Annotated in this window: 19 protein-coding genes and 2 pseudogenes; 11 read left to right on the forward strand and 10 right to left on the reverse strand. The window is 66.3% G+C overall.

All coding sequences use genetic code 11. The features are described 5' to 3' along the window. Positions 1-42: 42 nt before the first annotated feature. Both AU192_RS24085 and AU192_RS24090 read left to right on the forward strand, forming a co-directional pair. Positions 43-435: a limonene-1,2-epoxide hydrolase family protein gene (locus tag AU192_RS24085; RefSeq protein WP_064400061.1), complete on the forward strand. Its 393-nt coding sequence runs from the start codon at positions 43-45 to the stop codon at positions 433-435. A gap of 78 nt (positions 436-513) precedes the next feature. Beyond that, entirely contained in the window at positions 514-1,707 is a 1,194-nt protein-coding gene (locus AU192_RS24090; protein WP_064400062.1) for a TetR/AcrR family transcriptional regulator, read from the forward strand. Between the two features lie 107 nt (positions 1,708-1,814). Here the strand turns inward: AU192_RS24090 and AU192_RS24095 are convergent, their stop codons facing one another. Further along, positions 1,815-2,375 (reverse strand): hypothetical protein, encoded by a 561-nt coding sequence (locus AU192_RS24095; protein WP_064400063.1) that lies wholly within the window; start codon positions 2,373-2,375, stop codon positions 1,815-1,817. Further along, positions 2,350-2,871 (reverse strand): FAD-dependent oxidoreductase, encoded by a 522-nt coding sequence (locus AU192_RS24100; RefSeq protein WP_064400064.1) that lies wholly within the window; start codon positions 2,869-2,871, stop codon positions 2,350-2,352. Before AU192_RS24100 ends, AU192_RS24095 begins: the two co-directional genes overlap by 26 nt. Before the next feature lie 390 nt (positions 2,872-3,261). On the opposite strand from AU192_RS24100, the pseudogene AU192_RS26230 reads away from it, so the two are divergent. Further along, positions 3,262-3,769 (forward strand): annotated as a pseudogene (locus AU192_RS26230) (alpha/beta fold hydrolase); the annotation flags it as partial. Between the two features lie 13 nt (positions 3,770-3,782). Here the strand turns inward: AU192_RS26230 and AU192_RS24115 are convergent. The 6 genes from AU192_RS24115 to AU192_RS24140 are packed head-to-tail and all read right to left on the reverse strand — an operon-like array spanning position 3,783 to position 10,933. Then, positions 3,783-4,553, reverse strand: coding sequence for a glucose 1-dehydrogenase (locus AU192_RS24115; RefSeq protein WP_064400196.1), 771 nt, complete (start codon positions 4,551-4,553; stop codon positions 3,783-3,785). 35 nt (positions 4,554-4,588) lie between these two features. Then, on the reverse strand, positions 4,589-5,671 hold the full coding sequence (locus AU192_RS24120; RefSeq protein ID WP_064400067.1) for a 3,4-dihydroxy-2-butanone-4-phosphate synthase: 1,083 nt from the start codon (positions 5,669-5,671) through the stop codon (positions 4,589-4,591). Continuing rightward, the gene (locus tag AU192_RS24125) at positions 5,668-6,180 is read right to left on the reverse strand and encodes a flavin reductase family protein (RefSeq protein WP_064400068.1); all 513 of its coding nucleotides are present in this window, start codon (positions 6,178-6,180) and stop codon (positions 5,668-5,670) included. Before AU192_RS24125 ends, AU192_RS24120 begins: the two co-directional genes overlap by 4 nt. Continuing rightward, positions 6,180-7,235 (reverse strand): alpha/beta fold hydrolase, encoded by a 1,056-nt coding sequence (locus AU192_RS24130; RefSeq protein ID WP_099048083.1) that lies wholly within the window; start codon positions 7,233-7,235, stop codon positions 6,180-6,182. The genes AU192_RS24125 and AU192_RS24130 overlap by 1 nt, the downstream gene beginning before the upstream one ends. 31 nt (positions 7,236-7,266) lie before the next feature. Continuing rightward, complete coding sequence (locus AU192_RS24135; protein ID WP_064400070.1) at positions 7,267-9,801, reverse strand: 2Fe-2S iron-sulfur cluster-binding protein; 2,535 nt, start codon at positions 9,799-9,801, stop codon at positions 7,267-7,269. A 22-nt stretch (positions 9,802-9,823) separates the two neighbouring features. Next, positions 9,824-10,933: an LLM class flavin-dependent oxidoreductase gene (locus AU192_RS24140; RefSeq protein WP_064400071.1), complete on the reverse strand. Its 1,110-nt coding sequence runs from the start codon at positions 10,931-10,933 to the stop codon at positions 9,824-9,826. Positions 10,934-11,163: 230 nt separating this feature from the next. Between AU192_RS24140 and AU192_RS24145 the strand changes: the two genes are divergently transcribed. The 8 genes and pseudogenes from AU192_RS24145 (at position 11,164) to mmsB (ending at position 21,256) form a co-directional block, all read left to right on the forward strand. Further along, on the forward strand, positions 11,164-12,060 hold the full coding sequence (locus AU192_RS24145; RefSeq protein WP_064400072.1) for an enoyl-CoA hydratase: 897 nt from the start codon (positions 11,164-11,166) through the stop codon (positions 12,058-12,060). A gap of 13 nt (positions 12,061-12,073) precedes the next feature. Continuing rightward, a complete protein-coding gene (locus AU192_RS24150) occupies positions 12,074-13,288 on the forward strand; it encodes an acyl-CoA dehydrogenase (protein ID WP_064400073.1) in 1,215 nt (404 codons plus the stop codon). Position 13,289: 1 nt separating this feature from the next. After that, positions 13,290-14,381 carry an acyl-CoA dehydrogenase family protein gene (locus tag AU192_RS24155; protein ID WP_064400074.1) on the forward strand — a complete coding sequence of 364 codons (1,092 nt, stop codon included), beginning with the start codon at positions 13,290-13,292 and terminating at the stop codon, positions 14,379-14,381. A gap of 24 nt (positions 14,382-14,405) precedes the next feature. Beyond that, a pseudogene (locus AU192_RS26055) lies at positions 14,406-15,941 on the forward strand (long-chain-fatty-acid--CoA ligase); the annotation flags it as partial. A gap of 21 nt (positions 15,942-15,962) precedes the next feature. Beyond that, entirely contained in the window at positions 15,963-17,573 is a 1,611-nt protein-coding gene (locus AU192_RS26060; RefSeq protein WP_233151384.1) for an AMP-binding protein, read from the forward strand. An 87-nt stretch (positions 17,574-17,660) separates the two neighbouring features. Beyond that, a complete protein-coding gene (locus AU192_RS24165) occupies positions 17,661-19,181 on the forward strand; it encodes a CoA-acylating methylmalonate-semialdehyde dehydrogenase (RefSeq protein ID WP_064400075.1) in 1,521 nt (506 codons plus the stop codon). A gap of 20 nt (positions 19,182-19,201) precedes the next feature. Next, on the forward strand, positions 19,202-20,368 hold the full coding sequence (locus tag AU192_RS24170) for an acyl-CoA dehydrogenase family protein (RefSeq protein WP_064400076.1): 1,167 nt from the start codon (positions 19,202-19,204) through the stop codon (positions 20,366-20,368). A gap of 12 nt (positions 20,369-20,380) precedes the next feature. Further along, entirely contained in the window at positions 20,381-21,256 is an 876-nt protein-coding gene (gene mmsB / locus AU192_RS24175) for a 3-hydroxyisobutyrate dehydrogenase (RefSeq protein ID WP_064400077.1), read from the forward strand. Positions 21,257-21,263: 7 nt separating this feature from the next. On the opposite strand, the gene AU192_RS24180 is transcribed toward mmsB, so the two are convergent. Together AU192_RS24180 and AU192_RS24185 are read right to left on the reverse strand one after the other, a co-directional pair. Next, positions 21,264-21,959 carry a nitroreductase family protein gene (locus AU192_RS24180; protein ID WP_064400078.1) on the reverse strand — a complete coding sequence of 232 codons (696 nt, stop codon included), beginning with the start codon at positions 21,957-21,959 and terminating at the stop codon, positions 21,264-21,266. A gap of 49 nt (positions 21,960-22,008) precedes the next feature. Then, positions 22,009-22,821, reverse strand: a complete 813-nt coding sequence (locus tag AU192_RS24185) for an HAD family hydrolase (protein ID WP_064400079.1) — start codon at positions 22,819-22,821, stop codon at positions 22,009-22,011. Between the last annotated feature and the right edge of the window lie 44 nt (positions 22,822-22,865).

The raw sequence follows: 22,865 nt of genomic DNA on the forward strand, positions 1-22,865 counted from the left end.
TTAGTATGCGGTAGACGCGGGGCGGGCTCGAAGGAGGTCTCGATGACCGACACTGCACAGGCAACGGAAACGCTTGTTCGCGACTTTCTCGGCGCATGGACCACAAGGGATCTCGACACGATCTGTTCGGCCTTCGCCGACGATGCCGTCTACCACAACGTGCCGGTGGACCCGGTTGCCGGCATCACCGACATCCGGGCGATCTTTCAGGCGTTCCTTGACGCCTTCGCCGAGGCCAAGCTGGACATCGTCTCGCTCGCCGCCGCGCCCGGTCTGGCACTCGTCGAACGGGTCGACTACTTCACGCTCAACGACGGCGGCAAGGTCGAATTGCCCGTGACGGGTGTGTTCGAGACGGCGAACGGCAGCATCACCCGCTTCAGTGACTATTTCGACCTCGCAGACTTCGAACGCCAAAGCGGGTTCAAGCTGTAGCAGTGTCACGATAGGCACTTCTGGCAGGATTCGAGGTGGTCCGGATCGTGCAGGTCGTGAAACGGAAGGGGGCGAGACATGGAGCCGGTCGCGGGCGCGGTCAAGCGCCGCCCGAAGGATCGCAAGAAGCAGATCCTGCAGCAAGCCGTGCGGCTCTTCACCGAGCGCGGTTTCCACTCGGTGCGCTTGGAGGAGATCGCAGAGGCGGCGGGTGTCACCGCCCGTGCCCTGTACCGCCACTATGAGAACAAGCAGGCGCTGCTCGCCGCCGCGATCATCACCGCGCAGGACGAGTATCAGAGCGTGCGCCGGCCGCTGGGCCGGGAATCGGACGCGACCGATCAGCCGCTGAGCGACGAGCTACCGGATCTCATCGCCGCCGCCGTAGCCACCCGCGCCCTCACCGTATTGTGGCAGCGCGAGGCGCGCTATCTCAACGACGGCGACCGCGCAGAGGTACGCAGCAGGATCAACGCCATCGTGGCGGGCATGCAGGCCGGTGTCCGCCTAGAAGTGCCCGAATTGAGCGGCCGGCACTCCGAACTGCGCGCCTGGGCGGTGTCCAGCACGCTGACCAGCCTTGGCAGGCACTCACTCACGTTGCCACGGGAGGAGCTGAAAGACGTTCTCTATCAGGCCTGTATGGCTGCGGCGAGGACGCCTCCGGTCAGCGACCTTTCGCCCACCACGGTGCAGCGGCATGATGAACGCGCGTTGTTCTCCCGACACGAGACGCTGTTGGCCGCGGGCGCGCGGCTGTTTCGGGCTCAGGGCTACCAAGCCGTCAGCACGAGCGAGATCGGGAAGTCGGTCGGCATCGCGGGACCGGGTCTGTACCGGTCGTTCTCCTCGAAACAGGCCATCCTGGACACCCTGATCCACCGTCTCGAAGAATGGTGGACCCTCGAATGCGTCCGCGCGCTGCGGGCCGACGGTGACGACGCCGAGAGCCTGCGCCGACTCGTCGCGGGGCGGGTCCGCATCAGCCTGGACGATCCGAATCTGGTGGCGGTCTCGATCACCGAGCTGGCCCACGCCTCCGATGAGGTTCGGGACGGCTATTCCAGGAGCCAGGCGGATCGAGAGGCGGTGTGGAGTGAACTCATCCGCAAACTGGTACCCGAAACCACCGTCGCACAGGCACGCCTACTGGTGGCGGCCGCCGACAGCTTCGTCGACGACGTTTCTCGCACATGGCATCTCACGCGCTATTCCGGCGTGGCCGAGGAGATCACCGCGCTCGCACTGTCGATTCTGACCAGCAGGCGCTGACGTCCGTCGAGCCCATTGCATCGAAGCGGCTCACGCGCGGATCGGCCGGGTTTGGTGGGCGGCCGCAGACGACGGCATGAGAGCCTTGAGCGCAATCGATGGGCGCATCAGCGATGTGGGTGCGCGTGGAGATGCATGACATCGATGAACTCCCGCGCGACGCCGGCGTCCCGCCAGGTCATCTCCGTCACCTTACCGAGATTCCAACTCGCCGCCATCGACACCAACCTGCCGCCACCATTCGCAGACACCGCACCGTAGTCCTCCACGGTCGAGGTGAACCAGCACTCGTCGAGGAATCGACTATAAGCCCGGTGTAAGCGCCTGGAAAGGCCCTCAATTCGGGACGGCGCCACCGCGTCCCGTTGCTCGCTCAGACATCTGTCCAGGATGGTCGTGCCGATGGCACCGTGCGACATGCCCTGTGCGTACAGGGGGTTCAGCGAGGTGTTCGCGTCGCCGACGACGACGAAACCTTCCGGTAGCGACGTCAGCTTGTCGTAGTGGCGGCGGAGATTGGCCGGGAACCGCCACCGGTGCACCTCCTCCAGACAGGTCGCCTCGCGCAGCGCCTCGTACAGACCCGGTACCGGCAATCCTTTCGCCCATTCGAGGAAGCTTTCGAGGTCTCCTCCGGCGTAGTCACCCTGCCAGCCGAGCAGCGTCACGATCCATCGGCGACCCTCGGTGGGGAGCAGTGCCGCGGTTCGGGTGGCAGGCGGCGGAGTGAATCAACATCCCCTTCCAATCACGAAACTCATCACCTGGACTGAAAAGTGTTGTGGAGTACCCGATATCGACCTTCAGCTCGCTGACTTCCGGCGACCCGAATCCCATCGCAGACAGGTGTCGGGGCGTCTCGGAGTTGCGACCGCTCGCGTCGATCACCAGGTCTGCGTCCAGTGTCGTCCCGCCGGCGAGTTCCACTCCGGTGATCCGCTTGCCAGTGGCTTGGTAGCCGGTCACCTTGGTGTTTTGCAGCAGCGTCACGTTCGGCAGCTGAAGAAGCCGCTCGCGAAGGTGGAACTCCAGAAAGCCCCGGGTCTGGCACAACATCGTCAGGCCGCTGTCGAAGCGTTTCTTCCAGCCACCGGAGTGGTACCAACAGATGTCGTTGGCCATGTCCACCTCAACCGAGCCCTTGCCGAGCAGGTCGGTGGTCACCGGGAAAATAGTGGTTGAACACGTTCTGTCCGCCGCGCAGCAGATGGCCGTGGTGGGATTGCGGCGCACCCTTACGCCACGTCGGGCCATCCGGAAGGCGGTCTCGGTCAATGGTCGTGACCCTGTCGAAATGGCGCGCGGCCACGGCCGATGCAACCAGGCCCGTGGTGCTTGCACCGATCACAACGGCATGTCGGCCCTCGAAGCTGCCGAACCGGACCGCGTCTTTCGCATTCATGGTCGAAAGTGTGCGACCGGCGCGGCATCACCGTCTTGGATGCTCTTGCGCTGTTCTCGGTGCAGGCTTGCTCGGGACTAAGCGCTCGAAGGCGCTCGACGCAGCTCCGCCGGCGTCGCGTCGAAGGCCCGCTTGAACGATTTGGTCAGCGGTGGCTCCTGGGCCTCGTCTACACGGTCTCCGGAGAAGCGGCTGCCGCGGTTGCGGCCGGCGGGGTACCCGAGGATCCGGTCGTGGCGTTGCGCTATGGGCCGCTCTGTTTGGCCGACGGGGCGCGGCTGTCGGCTGCGTTCGTCTATCCCGAAGCGATGCCGGAATGGTTCACCGGCGACGATCTGGACTTCTATGCCAACGAGTTCGAGTACGCCGGCCTCTCCGGTGGGCTGGCGTTCTATCACAACGTCGATGCGGGATGGCAGGTACTGGAGGACGTCGCGAACGAACCGCTGACGCCGCCCGCGATGTTCATCGGCGGTAAATACGACATCGCCACGGTATGGGGAGCCGAGGCGATGGGACGGGCGGACGAGAAATTGTCTGTCTATCGTGGAGGCTGGGTGATCTCCTCCGCAGGTCACTGGATTCAGCAGGAGTGTCATTGGGGGAACGAATCGACTCCTGCTCGAATTTCTCGGTCAACTGTTCACTGCCGCAACGTGAATGAGGGATCCGGTCACCACAGGGCGGCGACGGTGCCACCGTCGACGAGCTGTGCCGTGCCGTTGACCATCGACGCGTCATCCGACAGTAGGAACGCAACCACGCCGGCCATCTCCTGCGGTCCGGCCATCCGGCCCTGCAGCCGGCCGATCATGGTGTCCGCCCCGCCTTCGCCGAGCACCTCGTCGAACGTCGTCATCGCGGTCCGCTGCATCGGAGTGTCGACGAACGCCGGCAGCACCGCGTTGGATCGGACTCCGACCGACCGTAATTCGGCCGCCGTGATGCGGCTCAGATGGATGATTCCCGCCTTCGACATGCCGTATGCCGCCGTGCCCGCCGCAGCGACCACGCCACCCAGCGACGACATGTTGACGATGGCTCCCCCGCCGCGTTCGATCATCTTCGGCGCGGCGTGCTTGGTGCACAACCACGCACCGCGCAGGTTGATCCGGACAACGCGGTCAAAATCCTCGACCGTGGTGTCGAGCACCGACGCGAAGTGCACCACACCGGCATTGGCGACCAGCTTGTCGACGCCTCCGAACGCAGCCGTGCAGGCGGCGACCATGGCGATCACCTGCCGCTCGTCGCTGACATCGGCAGTATGCGCGACCGCGCCGGACCCGATCGTCGCCGCTGCCCTCTCGGCGGACGAGCCGTCGATGTCGGCGCACAGCACGCGAGCGCCCTCGGCGGCGAGTCGTTCGGCGATGGCGAGGCCGATGCCCGCGCCCGCACCGGTCACGATCGCGGCCTTTCCGGCGAGGTCTGGATGTGTCATCGAATCACCTCGGGTCGTGTCGCCACCCTGCCATTTCACCCCGCGACCCGTAGCCCGTGCTCGCGAATCGCGCCGAAGATCACCAAACCGAATCCCGGTGCGTCGTCGGAAAGCCGGACGGTGTAGACGCCCAGATCGCGCAGAATCCACGCTACCGTCTGTGAGATCGCTTCCGAATCGAACTCTTCGGTGTTCGTCAGGCCGCAGGCGCGCATCGGACCGGGCGGGCGCAAATAGATGACGACCCCGCCGGCTTGCGCCCTCATATCGCTGCGCGCGCGGTCCAGATCGGTACCGCATCGGCAGGCGGTCGAACCGAAGACATCTGATGTCAGACACTCGACGTGGACGTGCAGCGGTACCGGCACCCCGGCGCCGACATCACCGATGATGATCACCAGGTGCTCACCGTCGCCGTGCGCGTCACGGAACCCGATGGCACGGAACGCGCTGCCCCCGTTCGGCAGCACTGTCTCGGCCATTCGCACGACCTGGGGCTCGACGCGCCGTCGATAGCTGACGAGCTCCGCGACGGAGACGACGGCCAACCCGTGTTCGAAGGCGAATTCGAGCAGTTCGCCACCTCGCGCCATCGCGGTGGGCCGGTGGCGGGACACGATGTCGCACATCCCCGCGGCCTCTGGCCGGCCTGCGAGGCGGGCGAGGTCGAGGGCTGCCTCGGCAGGACCCGGCCGTCCCAGCACGCCGTCTGGAGCCACCTCGACCGGAACCACGTGCCCGGGCCGGCGAAAGTCCGATACCTCAGAGCTTTTCGCCGCCAGCGCGGTGATTGTCGCCGCCCGGTCGGTCGCCGATATCCCGGTGCCGGTACCTTGCCAGTCGACCGCCACCCGATGGGCGCCCGTATCGGAGTGGGTGTCGCCGCGGTGGCAGATCGGCGGCAGGTTCAGCCGCTCGCATTCGGCGGTCGGCAGCGCGACCCTGACATAGCCCGAGGAATGCCGGACCGTGAAGGCCAGTAACTGGGGCGTGGCCGCTTCGGCGGCGAAAGCGAGATATCCCTCATGGTCGTTCTCCGGGCCCATCGTGATGACCACGGGGCGCCCGACGCCCACTGCCGTGATTGCGCGACGGACCCTGGTGTCGGTCGTCTTCATATCTGCTCCTGTAAGTTCGCACGGGCGATCCGGTGAAACCGGCTGCCGTGAAACACAAGTGGCGGCATGGCGGCATCCGCGTCCAAGGCACAGACCTCGAGAACCGCGATCGTGTGATCACCTGCTCGTAGCTCGCTGCGTAGTCGGCAGTCCAGCCAGGCACTGGCCCTCGACACGACCACCGCTCCGGTCGCCAGCTCCCTCCAGGGCACACCGGCGAACCGGTCACCGTCTTTGCGCGAGAGACTGCGGCATGCATCGCCGTGGTCCTCGGCCAGCACACTGAGGCCCAGCCGCGCGGCCTTTTTCAACCGTGGCCACGTCCTGGAGTCGTTTTGGATACAGATCGAGACGAGCGGCGGTTCGACCGAAACCGACGTGAACGAACTCGCCGCCATCCCCACCGGCTCTCCGTCGACCATCGCGCACACGGCGGTCACCCCGGACGGGTAGCAGCCGTATACCCGTCGCAGTTCGGCGCCGTCAATGGGTGGGGGGTGCAGTTCCACTAGTGCAGCCCCGCCAGGAAATCGAGCAGCAGCCGGTTGGTTTCCTTGGGCTCTTCTTGTTGGATCCAGTGCCCGACATCGGAAATCATGTGGGTGCCGCAGTAATTGGGCATCACCTCGTGGGCCCGTTCGGCCGCCTCGGCGCCCCATGTCGTCCCGACGTCGTACTCGCCCCCGATGAACAGCGCCGGCGGGGTCAGCGGCGTGCCGTCCTGCTCGGCGAGGTCGCACCAGTCGTTGTCGATGTTGTGGTAGAAGCTCAACGGCCCGCCGAACCCGGATCGTTCGAACTCTGCGGTGTAGAAGTCGAGATCGGCATCGGTGAACCAGTCCGGCATCGTTTCCGGGTAGATGAACGCGTCCTTCAGGCGCGCCCCTTCCGGTAGGCACAACGGACCGGAGCGGATCACCTCGACGGGATCCATCGACGCCAGATCCACGCCGGCGGCCACCGCCGCCTGGGTGGCCGCGATCATTCCCTGACCCGACACGGTATAGGTCAGGCCGAGCAGCCAGCCGCGGAGATCCTCTTCGATCTCGGCGATGATGGCATCTTGTTCGGAGAAGTAATCCTGGTACCACAGCTTCCCGGGACCGGCCAGCTCGAGGTGGTAATCGTTGGGCCTGCGCTCACCGAATGGGCTACCGGGCAGGCCGATCACCCCACGGCCGGCGAACGGAACACTGATGCCGACGACGCCGCGGCACCTCTCCGGATGCAACCAGGCCGACGTCCACGCCACCGGGGCGCCCCAGTCGTGGCCGACGACGACCGCCTGCTTCTCGCCGTAGGCGTCGATGACACCCACGATGTCGGCGACCAATTCCTTGATGCGGTACGCCTTTTGCACCCGGTACTTCGACGAGCGCCCGTAGCCACGCTGGTCGATCGCCACCACCCGGTATCCCGCGTTGGCCAGCGCGGGAATCTGGTGGCGCCACGAGTACCACGACTCCGGGAAGCCGTGCACCAGGATCACCAGCGGTCCCTCACCCTGCTCCACGGCGTGGATGCGGGTTCCGCGGCAGTCGAGCAACCGATGGATTGGCGACAGCTGCGATATCTGCGACATGTGCGTCCCTTCTCTAGCGGGAATGGCTTGCGACGAAATCGACTGCCGGGTCCTCGGATCGCTCCAGATGGTCGGGAGGCGGGATGGTGCGGTTCTGGTAGTTGCGGGCTATCAATGTCTGCTGGCCCGAGAGCCTGGTCCGCGCCCACTTGCCCAGGACCCGCCCGGCCACCCTCGGCGACATCAACGCCGCGGGTGGCTTGACCAAATGGACGACCGCCAAGAATTCCCGGTAGGCGTCTGGGTCGTCGTGAACGAGTTCCATCACCCGGTCCATGTACCAGGTCAGCGCGCGGAAGTAGAACGGGCGCTTCTTGGTCACATCTTTCACCCAGTCGAACCGAAGGTTCTGCTCCCTGATCACGAACCACGCCGTATCGGCCAGCTTTGCGATCCGGCGGTAGTACCGCCGTGGCAGCTCAGGATCACCCGGACCGTGGTTGGCGAGGAGCGTCTGCATCTCGCGGACTTCCTTGAGCGCCAGCGTCATACCAAGCCCCGATACCGGGTCGGCGCTGGTGTAGGCGTCGCCTACCGCCAGCAGCCCGCGCGGCAGGTTGCGCTTCTTCTCGTAACGCAGCCTCAACATGTTCGGATAGCGGAAGTTGTAGATCTGCGACGCCGGCGCCAGCCCGTCGATGTTCTCGCCGACAACCGGTGAGGGCATCAAATCGGCGAATCGGCGGAACTCCTCGGCGGTCCGTGGTGGCGAATAGCAGTTGTAGGCAACGAGTGTGGTGGACAGGATCGTGCGCGAGCTGTCGGTGTAGTACTGCGCCGCGTAGGTGTCCTCGTACGGTCGGTACGCGTAGCAGATCATCATCACCCTGTCCCGCCACTGTCGTTCAGGTGGCACCCGGTGGTGCATGGTCGAGTAGAAGCAGTTGATGATGTCCTGTTCGACCTCGGGCGCCCCAATCCCCACCTGGTCGAGGAACTCTGGGACACGGGTGTTCTTGCCCGAGGCGTCCACCACGAATTCGGCCGGTATGACCTCTAATTCACCACGCCTGTCCACCGCGACCCCGATCACGGTGTTGGCGGCGCTGTCGTAGACCAGATCGGCGACCTCTGCCTCGTAGTGGAAGTCGACGCGCGGTTCGTCGTCCAACCGACGGCGCACGCACCACTCGAGCAACGGACGACCGGCGCAGACGATCTGGATGTCGCCGGTTCCCGGCTTCTTCCAGGTGCCGCCCAGGCGGATGCGGTACTGGGCGGCCATATCGACGTCGAATGCGCCTTCGCGCACCATATCGTCGATGATGCCGGGAAAGATGCGCTCCAACTCGATGCGTCCCGCGGTGAGCAGATGGTGCAGGTGCCAGCCCTGCGCCGCGCCCGGCCGGCCCTCGCGGCGGCGGTGCGGGTCATCCTTCTCCAGCACGATCACCCGCTCGAAGAACTCGGTCAGCATCTTGGCGGCGGTGATGCCAGCAATGCTGCCCCCGATGACCACGGCGGTGCCGCTGCCGCGCCGCCGCACGTCGGCCATGTCGACATCGGCATAGTCCAGCCGCAGCGGGGCCCGCCGCCGCGCGGCACCGCTCGGCACAAACTTCTCGTAGTAGAGGCCGACGCGATGAATATTGCGTTCGTCCAGCCAATTCCGGACCGCCTCGACCATCCCGGCCGGGCCGCACAGGTACACGTCGGCATCGCCGCCGCCGAACATGGCGTCGTCCAGCAGGTCGGTCACCAGCCCCACCGGCCCGGACCAGTGGGCGTCCGGACGCGACACGATGGTGTGCACATGCAAGTCGGGGATCAGACGCTGCAGTCGGTCGAGTTCGTCGAGTTTGCAGAGGTCCGCGACGTCGGTCACCCCGTACAGCAGGTGGACGGGCTGACCGGCATTGTGCGCCATGCTCTGCGCCATCGCCAGGATCGCCGACAACCCGGTGCCACCGGCGACCAGCACCACCGGCCGCTGCACCGGCCTCAGATGGAAGCTGCCCTTGCTGCCCCGCAGCGCGATTCGGTCGCCCGGCTTCGCCCGGTCGCGCAGGTAGTCCGACATCACCCCGCTAGGGAGCAACCTGATGATGAACTCGAGTTCATCGCACCCGCCGGCGGGGTGCGCGTAGGAGTAGTTGCGCCATGCCCCGCTGCCGGGGACCTGCAACTGCGCGAACTGGCCGGCCTTGAACGTCAGCGGCGGCATACCCGAAACATCCAGCCGCAGAAGTGCCGTGGTGGACGAGACCAGTTCTACCCCGATCACCGTCGCGTGCCCCGTCACCAAGCTGGCCGCGTTGCCGTCCATCGGATACTGCAGTTCGATCAGGCATTCGGAGTTGGCGAAAGTCTGACAGGTCAATACCTTTCGTGCGTCGCGTTCGACCTCGGACAGTCCCTCGGTACGGCCCATCTCGTAATCACCCGACCGGCAGGTGGCCACGCAGGTGCCGCAGATCCCGCTCTGGCACTCGTTGACGATTGCGATGCCGTTTTCTTCGGCCGCCTCCAGAATGGACTGGTCGGGCTGCGCCGTCATCGTCTTGCACGTTCCATCCGAATACCGGACGGTGATCTTCTGCGCCTCCATCGGGATGTCCTTCGGTTGAGCGCTAGGCGATGGCGACCGTGGACTTCTTGGCGATGCGAGCGTTGAGCTTGGGCATGACCTCCTCGGCAAGCAGCCGCATCGACTCCTTCCACGGTCCAGGGTTGTCGCTGTAATCGCAGCCGAGAATCAGCAGGTGACCGAACCCCCCGACCTGGTCATAGGTGGCCTCCAGCTTGTCGACCACCGTCTCGACGGAGCCGACCACAAAAGTGTTCTCCGCCAGGTATTCCGGTGTTACGTCCTCATCGGGAACCGAGGGGTTGTGCTTGTAGTACTTGGTCATGCCGAACATCCGGAACGTCGGCAGGACGTACTCGCGCATGAAGCGGCCGATCATGCCGTCGACGGCGTAACGGAAAGCCTGTTCGTCGGTTTCGGCGACGACGACCTCGCGCACCAGTCGCCAGTCGCGGCGGTCCGGAGTGCGGCCACTGCGCGCGGCACCCTCGAGCACGGCGTCCCAGTGCGTCGCGACGTACTCGGTGTTCAGATCGAGGCTCATCGGGAGATAGCCGCGCTCACCGGCAAGCTTGAGCGTTTCGGAGCCGGCGCTGAATCCGGTGACCCCGATCGGCGGGTGAGGCGCCTGGAAGGGCTTGATGTGCCGATGCATCAGGCCTTCGAACATCGGGGCGATCCCGTTGGCATTCCAGTACTTTCCGCGGTACTCCCACGGGTCGTCCTCAGTCCAGACCTTGAGCATGATCTCGAGTGCTTCCCGGGTCATCTCGCGGTGCTCACCGTTCTGCCCGTCGACATCGAACAGCGCCCAGTCGCCGGGGATGCCGCTGGCACCCACCCCGAGCATGAAGCGGCCTTGGGCGAGGTGGTCGAAATAGGCCACGCGGTGGGCCAGCTCCACCGGATGGTGGTACGGAAGCAGATGGGCGCCGGGCGCCAGCTTGATCGACTTCGTCCGCAGTAGCGCCTGAGCCAGCAGCAGGTCCGGTGCGCAGATCGGCTCCCAGGGCACGGTGAAATGCTCGCCGACCCACGCCTCGACGTAACCCAGTTCGTCGGCGAGTTGGATCAGCTCGAGATCCCACTGGGTTGCGTCGTACAGGCTGCGCTCCGGCGGGTGCGCCGGCATCAGGAAAAGTCCCAGTTCCATCTTCAACCCTCTCGGTAGTGGTCGCTCGTCCGACGGCTTGCTGCGATGTGCACCACAGTACTAGCAAGATACTTCATTGAGCGCAAGTAGGCGACTGTCTTGGTGATTTACTTCACCAAAAGTTTTATGATTGCCGTACTGGCTATGGACATTTTGCTTTCACGCCGCGTAGCCTGCAGCTCAGCAGCGTGACCGCGCGCCGAGCGGTGACGACCTGAAGGGAGCACTTCGTGCAGCATTTCGACTACATCGACTACGAACTGCTCGATGACGGCCGAATCGCCGTGATCACGCTCGATCGCCCGAAACAGCGCAATGCGCAGAACCGCGGGCTGCTGGTCGAGCTGGGAGCGGCGTTCGAACTCGCCGAAGAGGATGACACCGTGCGGGTGGTCATCCTGCGCGGTGCGGGACCATGCTTCTCGGCGGGCCATGACCTGGGTTCCGCCGACGACATCCGCGAGCGATCGTCGGGCCCCGGTCAGCACCCGACGTATCACTGCAACGGCGGGACGTTAGGCGGGGTGGCGACCCGCCATCGCCAGGAGTGGCACTACTTCTTCCAGAACACCAAACGCTGGCGCAACCTGCGCAAGATCACCATCGCCGAGGTGCACGGGATGGTCCTGTCGGCCGGCCTGATGCTGGCATGGTGCTGCGACCTGATCGTCGCCGCCGACGACACGATCTTCGCCGACGTCGTGGGCACTCGCCTGGGAATGTGCGGAGTGGAGTACTTCGGCCATCCGTGGGAGTTCGGCCCGCGCAAGGCCAAGGAGCTGTTGCTCACCGGGGACGCCCTGACTGCCGACGACGCGCATGCGCTCGGCATGGTCAGCAAGGTGTTCGACGGTGACGAACTGCCGGACGCCACAGTCGAATTCGCCCGCCGGATCGCCAAGCTGCCGCCACTCACGGCGTTGCTGATCAAAGAGTCGGTGAACCAGACCGTCGATGCCATGGGTTTCGGCGCTGCGCTCGACGCCTGCTTTTCGCTGCACCAACTCAACCACGCCCATTGGGCCGACGTGACCGGCAATACTTTGGGCATCGGCAGTGTCGAGTACGGCCTCGAGGACTGGCGGCTGACACCGGAGATCCTGCCCGCGGCCAAGCGGCGGCCCTGACCGGAGACCAGAAGTGGACATCGACTACCCGCCCGAGGCGATCGCCTTCCGCGACCAGATTCGGGCGTTTCTGGCCGAACACCTGCCCGCCGAGTGGGGCGGCGCCGGCGTCCTGCCCCCGGACGAACGTGAACAACTCGGGGTTCGATGGCGCAAGGTGCTCGCCGACCGGGGCCTCATCGCGGTGGCCTGGCCGAAGGAGTACGGCGGCGGTGGGCTTTCGGCGATCGAACAGTCGGTGCTCGCCGAAGAGTTCGCCCGCGCAGGTGCACCGGACCGCGCGGAAAACGACCTACTCGGCATCGACCTACTGGGCAACACGATGATCGCGTTGGGCTCCGAGGAGCAGAAGCGCCGATTCCTGCCGCGCATCCTGTCCGGAGAGGACCGCTGGTGCCAGGGCTTCTCCGAACCCGAAGCCGGTTCGGATCTGGCGTCGGTACGGACGAAGGCGGCGCTCGACGACGACGAGTGGGTGATCAACGGACAGAAGATCTGGACGTCGGCCGGACCGACGGCGAACTGGATCTTCGTGCTCGCGCGCACCGATCCGGCTGCGCCCAAGCACAAAGGCTTGTCGGTACTGCTGGTGCCGATCGACCAACCCGGCGTCACGGTCCGGCCGATCGTGAACGCGGCGGGGCACGCGTCCTTCAGCGAGGTCTTCTTCACCGATGCCCGTGCACGGGCAGCCGACGTGCTCGGCGGTGTCGGTGGCGGTTGGCACACCGCGATGACACTGCTCGGCTTTGAGCGTGGCTCGCAGATCACCACCGCCGCAGTGGAATTCGGCAGGGACCTGGAGCGGCTGATAGCCCTGGCCCGCGACCGCGGACGGCACACCGATCCCCACATCCGCGACGAGCTGGCGTGGTGCTACTCACGTGTCCAGATCCTGCGGTATCAGGGCTACCGTGGCCTGACCGCGTTGCTGCGCGGCGAACGTCCGGGCGCCGATGCCGCGATCAACAAGGTGATCTGGAGTGAGTACTTCCGGCGCTACACCGAACTCGCGGTCGAGATCCTCGCGCTCGACGCGCTGAGCCCGCACGGCCCGGGAAACGGCGCGGCACTGATGGTTCCGGTGGCCGGGACGCCGAACTCCGTCGGCTGCTGGATGGACGAACTGCTGTACGCGCGGGCCGCCACGATCTACGCGGGTAGTTCGCAGATCCAGCGCAACGTGATCGGCGAGCAGCTGCTGGGGCTGCCCAAGGAAGCTCGCTGATATGGATTTCCGCTACAGCACCGAGCAGGTCGACTTCCGCGCCGCGCTGCGCGGCTTCCTCGCCGAGGCGGCACCCCTGCCGCGGGTGCGTGACATCGCGGGCTTGGGCGGCCACGATCAGCGCCTGTGGCAGCGGGTTTGCAGCGAGCTGGAACTGCCCGCACTGCACCTCCCGCCCGAGTACGGCGGGGCCGGCGGCACCGTGGCGGAGGCCGCCATCGCTTTCGAGGAACTGGGCCGGGCGCTCACACCGGTTCCGTTGGCGGGCAGTGTCCTCGCTATCGAGACCGTGCTGCGGGCGGGCAATGCCGAGCAACGACAGCGCTTACTGCCCGGACTGCTGAGCGGTGAGCGAATCGGGGCGTTCACCGCCGCCGGACCCGATGCCGCCGACCCCGCGACGGCCACCGTGCGAGCTGGCCTCCGCAGTGGCCTCCCCGTCCTGCACGGTGAGTGCTCGCCGGTGTTACACGGACATGTTGCGGACCTGTTCGTTGTCCCTGCCGAAACCGACGGCACCGTCACCCCCTTTGTCGTGACCGCCGATGCACCGGGAGTCACCGTGCAACCGCTGCCGTCGTTCGACGCCACCCGACCCGTGGCCCGCCTGACATTTGCGCACGCGCCGGCGGAGCCGCTGACCGGTTCGGACGGATTGGACCGTGTGCTCGACGTGGCTAGGGTGCTGTTGGCCGCCGAGATGCTCGGCGGCGCCGAAGCGTGTCTCGCGCTGTCCGTCGAATACGCCGGCAGCAGAAGACAGTTCGACCGTCCGATCGGCTCGTTTCAGGCGGTGAAGCACGCGTGCGCCGAGATGATGATCGAGATCGACGCCACCCGCGTCGCTGTCATGTTCGCCGCGATGAGTGCGGCAGAGCCCGACCAGCTGGCGATAACCGCGCCTCTGGTCAAGGCGCAGGCTGCCGACACCTTCGCGCTGTGCGCCGGTTCGGCGATCCAGGTGCACGGTGGCATAGCGTTCACCTGGGAGCACGACGTTCACCTGTACTTCCGCCGCGCCAAGACCACCGAGGCACTGTTCGGCAGCAGCACCCACCACCGCGCGCTGCTCGCCGACCGTGTCGGTTTGTAGCCCCGCATCCGGGAGGAGCCGACGATGACCAGTACACCAACCGTGGCGGTTCCCTCGCCGTCCACGGGAATCTCCCTCAGCGACGTTCTGGCCCGGCACGCCCGCGTGCGTCCGAACGACGTCGCGTTCGTCGACTGCCGGCGCCGATGCACCTTCGGTGAGCTCGACGGTCGGGTGACTCGGCTGGCCCATGCGCTGTCCGCACGTGGCATCGGCCACGGCGACCGGGTCGCCGTGCTGGGGATGAACAGCCTCGAGCTGATCGAAACATGGTTCGCTGCACTGCGTCTCGGTGCGATCGTGGTGCCCGTGAACTTCCGCCTCGTCGCCGATGAGGTCGGGTATGTGCTCTCCGACAGCGGTTCAGCGGCGCTGGTCGTCGACGCGTCCCTGACGAGCGTTGCCGACCAGGCCCGCGCCACCGCGCCATCGGTGCACAGCATGCTGACGATCGGTGGCGACTTCGAGGAGGCCATCGCCGGTGCCGACCCCGACGGCGCGCCCAGCGCCGCGCTCGCCGACGAGGACCCCGCATTCCTGATGTACACCTCGGGTACCACGGGTTTCCCGAAAGGCGCGGTGCTCACTCACCGCAACCTCTACCTGCATGCGTTCAGTTCGATCGCCAGCCTCGGCCACCGGGACGACGACAACTGCTGGATGGGGGTCGCCCCGCTGTTCCACACCGCGGGTATCTCGGGAATGTTGCCGACGTTCCTGACCGGCGGCAAAGTGGTGATCACGCCGTCGGGCGGCTTCGATGCCGAGACCACGATCCGCACGATCGTCGGCGAGCGGGTGTCGTCGTGCTTCATGACGCCGACGCAGTGGCAGAGCGTCTGCGCGATGGACGACCTCGCGACCTGGGATCTGTCCCGTCTGCGCCGCGTGTGGTGGGGTGCGGCACCGGCCTCGACGACGTTGTTACAGAGGATGATCGAGGCATTCCCCCAGGCCGAGGTCATCGCGGCGTTCGGGCAGACCGAGTGCAGCCCCATCACATGTCTGCTGCGGGGCGAGGACTCGATCCGCAAGATCGGTTCGGTGGGCAGGCCGATGCTCAACGTCGAGGTGCGCATCGTCGACGAGGACATGAACGACGTCACCCCCGGCACCGTCGGCGAGATCGTTTATCTGGGCCCGCTGGTGATGAAGGAGTACTGGAACAAGCCCAGGGAGACCGCCGAAGCCTTCCGCGGCGGCTGGTTCCACTCCGGCGACCTCGTCCGGCAGGACGACGACGGCTACATCTACGTGGTCGACCGGAAAAAGGACATGATCATCTCGGGCGGAGAGAACATCTACAGCGCCGAGGTCGAGAACGCGCTGGCGGCCCAACCGAAGGTCGCCGAGGTAGCCGTGATCGGCGTGCCCGACCCGGAGTGGGGCGAGACACCGCTGGCGGTGATCGTCCCGCGCGATCCCGCCGATCCGCCGACCACGGCCGAGGTCGAGTCGCACTGCCGTGCGCACCTGGCCGCCTACAAGCTGCCGCGGCGCATCGTGATCGTCGACGAGCTACCCCGCAACGCCGCAGGCAAGGTCCTGAAGAACGAGCTGCGCAGCGCGTATGGCGCGCCCCTGTCCTACTTGTCCGGGCCGACCGATGTGCCTCTGCTGGAGGAAACCATCGGGCACAACCTCGAGCGCACGGTTTCGACCCATCCCGGCGTCGAGGCCCTGGTCGACATCGGCTCCGGACGTCGCTGGACCTACGCCGAGTTCAATACCGAAATCGATCTTTTCGCAAGAGGTTTGATGGCCAGCGGTATCGCTCAGGGTGACCGGGTCGGTATCTGGGCGCCCAACTGCGCGGAGTGGACGATTCTGCAGTACGCCACCGCGAAAGTCGGTGCGATCCTGGTCACGGTGAACCCGGCCTACCGCACGCATGAGCTGGCGTACGTTTTGCGGCACTCGGGCATCCGGATGCTGGTGTCGGCAACCGAGTTCAAGTCCTCCGACTACCGAGACATGGTCGCCGAGGTGCGCCCCGAGGTGCCCGACCTGACCGAAGTGGTGTTCCTCGGCAGCGACGACTGGCAACAACTGCGCGACCGCAGCCGCGACGTATCGCCCGACCGACTCCGATCCCGGATGAGCGGTTTGATGCCGTCGGACCCGATCAACATCCAATACACCTCGGGCACAACGGGTTCCCCGAAAGGTGCGGTGCTGTCGCACCGAAACATCCTGAACAACGGATTCTTCGTCACGGAGTTGATCAACTTCCGGCCAGCCGACCGGCTGTGCATCCCGGTGCCCTTCTACCACTGCTTCGGCATGGTGATGGGCAATCTGGGCTGCAGCACCCACGGCGCGACCATGGTGATCCCGGCCCCCGGGTTCGACCCGGCCGCAACGTTGGCGGCCATCGAGACCGAACGCTGCACCGCCGTCTACGGGGTGCCCACGATGTTCGTCGCGATGTTGGCCCATCCGGATCTGTCCCACCGGGATATGTCGACCCTGCGGACGGGAATCATGGCGGGGGCCACCTGCCCGATGGAACTCATGAAGCGCTGCATCAACGAGCTGAACATGTCGGAGGTGTCGATCGCATACGGGATGACCGAGACGTCTCCGGTGTCGTGCCAGACCCGGATCGACGACGACCTGGACCGGCGGACCGCCACCGTCGGACGAGTCCATCCGCACGTCGAGATCAAGATCGTCGACACCGATACCGGCGAGACGGTCGAACGCGGCGTCCCCGGGGAGTTCTGCACCCGGGGCTATTCGGTGATGACCGGCTACTGGGACGACGAGATCAAGACCCGCGAGGCCGTCGATTCGGACGGCTGGATGCACACCGGCGACCTCGCCGTGATGCGCGACGACGGTTACTGCCAGATCGTCGGGCGCATCAAGGACATGGTGATCCGTGGAGGTGAGAACGTCTACCCACGCGAGATCGAGGAGTTCTTGCATTCCCACCCGGATATCGAGGATGCCCAGGTGGTCGGCGTGCCCGACGAGAAGTACGGCGAGGAGATCTGCGCCTGGATCAAGATGCGTTCGGGCCGCGCTCCGGTGGACGCCGCTGCGGTGCGCGCGTATGCGACGGACAGGCTCGCGCATTACAAGATCCCCCGTTACGTCCACATCGTCGATGAGTTTCCGATGACGGTGACCGGGAAGGTGCGCAAGGTGGAGATGCGGGCCGAGAGCATCCGGCTATTGGGCCTCTAGCACCCTCTCGCACGTGCCGGAGCCCCTTGCGTCACATGCCACCGCATTACTAGGATATCCAACTATCTAGTAGTGAGGGGCACGCTCATGACCACCCAGGTTCCGCATTTCATCGACGGTAAGCGCAGCAATGGCCAGTCGGGCCGCACCGCCGACGTCTTCAACCCCAGCACGGGTGAGGTGCAAGCGCAGGTCGTGATGGCGTCGGCCGCCGACGTCGACGTGGCGGTCACGGGTGCGGCCGAGGCGCAGAAGTCATGGGCGGCATGGAACCCGCAACGCCGGGCCCGCGTGCTGATGAAGTTCATCGAGCTGGTCAACCAGAATGCTGACGAGCTCGCCCAACTGCTGTCTCTCGAGCACGGCAAGACCCACGCCGACTCCCTCGGCGACATCCAGCGCGGCCTCGAGGTCATCGAGTTCAGCGTCGGCATCCCGCACCTGCTCAAGGGTGAGTTCACCGAGGGCGCGGGACCGGGTATCGACGTGTACTCGCTGCGCCAGCCGCTCGGCGTCGTCGCGGGCATCACCCCGTTCAACTTCCCGGCGATGATCCCGCTGTGGAAAGCCGGCCCCGCCTTGGCGTGCGGCAACGCGTTCATACTCAAGCCGTCCGAGCGGGACCCCTCGGTGCCGGTCCGGCTGGCCGAACTGTTCCTCGAGGCGGGCCTGCCCCCCGGCGTCTTCCAGGTTGTGCACGGTGACAAGGAAGCCGTCGACGCCATCCTCGAACACCCGGCGATCCAGGCCGTCGGCTTCGTCGGCAGCTCCGATATCGCGCAGTACATCTACGCGGGCGCGACGGCCAACGGCAAGCGCGCGCAGTGCTTCGGCGGCGCGAAGAACCACATGATCGTGATGCCCGATGCCGACCTCGACCAGGCCGTCGACGCGCTGATCGGCGCCGGCTACGGCAGTGCGGGCGAGCGCTGCATGGCGATCAGCGTCGCGGTCCCTGTTGGCGATGAGACCGCAGATCGCTTGCGCGCCCGGCTCGTCGAGCGGATCAACAACCTGCGGGTGGGCCACAGCCTGGACCCGAAGGCCGATTACGGGCCGCTGGTGACCGAGGCGGCGCTGCAGCGGGTGCGCGGCTACATCGACGCCGGCGTCGAGGCGGGCGCCGAGATCGTCGTCGACGGCCGCGAACGCGCCAGCGACGAACTGCAATTCGGCGACGACAGCCTGGAAAACGGCTGGTTCATCGGCCCCACCCTGTTCGACCACGTCACCACCGACATGTCGATCTACACCGACGAGATCTTCGGGCCGGTGCTGTGCATTGTGCGCGCGAAGGACTACGAGGAGGCGCTGGCGCTGCCCTCGGAGCACGAGTACGGCAACGGCGTGGCGATCTTCACCCGCGACGGCGATGCCGCCCGCGATTTCGTGTCACGCGTGCAGGTCGGCATGGTGGGCGTCAACGTGCCGATCCCGGTTCCGGTGGCCTACCACACCTTCGGCGGTTGGAAACGGTCCGGTTTCGGGGACCTCAATCAGCACGGTCCACATTCGATCCTGTTCTACACCAAGACGAAGACCGTCACGCAGCGGTGGCCCTCCGGCATCAAGGACGGCGCGGAGTTCGTCCTGCCGACCATGAAGTAGCGCACGAGAACACCGGCAGCATGGACTATTTCGGGCTCGACGACGACGAGCGCGTGATCGCCGAGACGGCGGTCGCGTTCGCCGAGAAGCGGCTCGCGCCGTTCGCGCTGGAGTGGGACCGCACGCACCACTTCCCCACCGACGTGCTGCGCGAAGCCGCCGAGCTTGGAATGGCGGCGGTGTACTGCAACGAAGACGTCGGTGGCAGCGGGTTGCGCAGGCTCGACGGCGTGCGGATCTTCGAACAGCTCGCGACGGCGGATCCGACGGTGGCGGCGTTCCTGTCCATCCACAACATGTGCACGTGGATGGTCGACACCTACGGCACGCCCGAACAACGCAAGAGCTGGGTGCCGCGGCTGGCGTCGATGGAGTCGATCGCCAGCTACTGCCTGACCGAGCCCGGTGCGGGGTCCGATGCGAGTGCGTTGCGCACCAGGGCCGTTCGGGACGGTGACCACTACGTTCTCGACGGGGTCAAGCAGTTCATCTCCGGCGCCGGGTCCTCCGACGTGTACGTGGTGATGGCGCGCACCGGTGGGGAGGGACCGCGGGGCATCTCCACCTTCCTCGTCGAAAAGGACGCTGCTGGGCTGACTTTCGGGGCCGACGAAGAAAAGATGGGCTGGCACGCCCAGCCGACGGCTCAGGTGATCTTCGAAGGCGTCCGCGTTCCCGCCGATGCGATGTTGGGCGGCGCCGACGGCGAGGGCACCGGCTTCGGGATCGCGATGAACGGGCTCAACGGCGGCCGGATCAACATCGCGGCGTGCTCGCTCGGCGGTGCGCAGGCCGCCTACGACAAGGCCGCCGCGTATGTGCGAGACCGCGAAGCGTTCGGCGGCCCACTTCTCGACGAGCCCACCATCCGGTTCACCCTGGCCGAGATGGCCACCGCGCTCGAGACCTCGCGAAACCTGTTATGGCGCGCGGCGACTGCGCTGGACGAGAACCATCCCGACAAGGTCGAGCTGTGCGCGATGGCCAAGCTCTACGTCACCGACGCCTGCTACACGGTCGCCGACCAGGCGCTGCAGTTGCACGGCGGCTACGGCTACCTCAACGAGTACGGGTTGGAGAAGATCGTCCGGGACCTGCGGGTACACCGGATCCTCGAGGGAACCAACGAAATCATGCGGGTGGTCATCGGGCGGTCGCAGGCCGCCAAGGTGCGGGCGTCCGCTTAGGAGAGGTCATCAATGACGACGATCGCGTTCTTGGGGCTGGGCAACATGGGCGGGCCGATGGCGGCGAACCTGGTTGCCGCCGGCCAGACGGTCCGCGGGTTCGACCCCCAGCCGACGCTGAAATCGGCCGCGGCCGACAAGGGCGTATCGGTTTTCGGCAGCGGCGCTGAGGCGGTCGGCGAGGCCGAGATCGTGATCACCTCGCTGCCCAACGGCGACATCGTGAAAGCGTGCTATGCCGAAGTGCTCCCCGCGGCCAAGGACAACGCGCTGTTCATCGACACCTCCACCATTTCTGTCGACGACGCGCGCAGCATTCATCAGCAGGCGCTCGAGCGTGGCTTCGCGCAACTCGACGCCCCGGTGTCGGGCGGGGTGAAGGGTGCCACCGCAGGCACGCTGGCGTTCATGGTCGGCGGCGAGGACGAAGCGGTGGAACGCGCCCGGCCTGTGCTCGAACCGTTGGCGGGCAAGATCATTCACTGCGGCGCCTCCGGTACCGGCCAGGCCGCCAAACTGTGCAACAACATGGTGCTCGCGGTGCAGCAGATCGCGATCGGCGAGGCGTTCGTGCTCGCCGAGAAGCTGGGACTGCCGGCGCAGTCGCTGTTCGACGTGATCACCGGGGCAACCGGCAACTGCTGGTCGGTGCACACCAATTGTCCTGTCCCGGGACCGGTCCCGACGTCACCGGCCAACAACGGCTTCAAACCCGGTTTCGCGACCGCGTTGATGAACAAGGATCTCGGCCTGGCCATGGCCGCGGTCGAGTCGACCGGTTCGAAAGCGCCGTTGGGCAGCCACGCCGCGGAGATCTACAAGAAGTTCGCCGCCGACCATGCCGACAAGGACTTCAGCGCGGTGATCGAGGCGCTGCGGGGCAACTGACCCGGCGTCACCGAGCGTCGGCGTCGACCCAGGCGCGCTCGCCGTACGTGTCGAGGTGGGCGACCTGTCCCACCGGCTTGCGCGTCGTCGGTCCGTACCGGCCACGCGGCCAGCCCAAGGGCACGACGCAGATGGGTGTCACGGTCAGCGGCAGTCCCAGGGTTCGCCGGGCCGATGTCACGCTCCACAGCGGCAGGGTGATCAGCGACGCACCGAGACCCATCGCCCGCGCAGCCAACAACAGATTCTGCACGCTGGGGTAGATCGACCCGAAGAACGACGACTCGCCGACGAACGGGGACGGCATGTACGGCAGCCGTGAACCGCCGCGCAGGCACGGTACGACGAGGACCGGGATCTCACTGAAGTGCTCGACCTGCCACTGCACCGCCCGCAGAATCTTTTGCATCGATTCGTCGCCGGCCGCCAGACGCCGGCCGATTCCGCCGTACAGCGACCAGGCTTGGCGGTAACGCTTGCCGAGCTGATCCTTGACGGCCTGGTCCTTCACCACGATGAACTCCCAGTTCTGCCCGTTCGACCCGGTGGGAGCTCGCAGCGCCAGCTCGATGCACTTCAGCACGACGGCGTCGTCGACGGGGTCGGGTAGTACGCGGCGCACGGCACGCTGGGTCATCATCGCGTCGACCAGCGGCATGTCGAGGCGGGCGAGCGCGTCTTCGGTCGTGGGGATCTCGGTCATGGGTCGACGCTACCGCCGGCCGGCGCGCGGACGCGCCCGGTTCGAGCAGCTAGGCGGCCGTCTGCTTGCGGCCGCGCGACCAGTTGGCGTGCAGGCGCTGGCAATCGGCGAATCGCAGCGGGCTGGCGCCGCCGAAGTCCGGGCGCACCGCCACCGCGGACGGGATGTCAGGGGTCCCCTCCCCCGTGATCACCAGGGCGGGCATGCCTGCGGTGGTGGCCGCCCGCAGCCCGGATGCCGAACCACTGATCGCGAACGCCTCGTCGGCCGACACGCCGAGTTCCCACAGCGCGTGGCGGTGGGCCTCCGAGTCGGGCATCGGCTTGACGACGTCCTCGGCGGAGACCACGACCTCGACGAGTCCCTCGCCGACCAGCTGGCGCACCAGCGGCTCGGCCCAGCCGCGCTGCCCGTTCACCACGACGGCCACCTGAACCCCGCAGCCGACCGCGTCCATCACGAAGTCGACCAGGCCGGCGCGCGGCGTCAGGTCACGCTCGAGGATCAGCTCGTCGAACAGCATCGTCTTGGTGGTGTAGATCTCGTCGGCCAGCAGCTTGGTGAGCACGTCGGCCTCGCTGGCCACGCACCGCTTGCGAAGCTCGGCGGCGACCCTCTGGCGCTCATCGGTGAGCGCGAGCAGCTGTCGGTAGCGCGGCACCGACCACTGGAAATCCAGGCCGTGCGTCGCGAAGGCGGCGTTGTAGGCGACCCGGTGGCCGTCGCATTCGATGTCCGTCAGTGCGTCGAGGTCGAACACCAGACCGCGCACGGCACAGCCGGAACCCGGCGCCGCACCAGGAGGGGAACAGTCCCACCAGAATCGGCCCGCGCGCCACGTCGTCTCCTGCGTTGTCGGCATATGTAGAGCGTGGCCCCCATCACACGCGACGTCCTCCCCCAATC

The organism is Mycobacterium lehmannii (genome assembly GCF_001499925.1).
Classification (GTDB): domain Bacteria; phylum Actinomycetota; class Actinomycetes; order Mycobacteriales; family Mycobacteriaceae; genus Mycobacterium; species Mycobacterium lehmannii.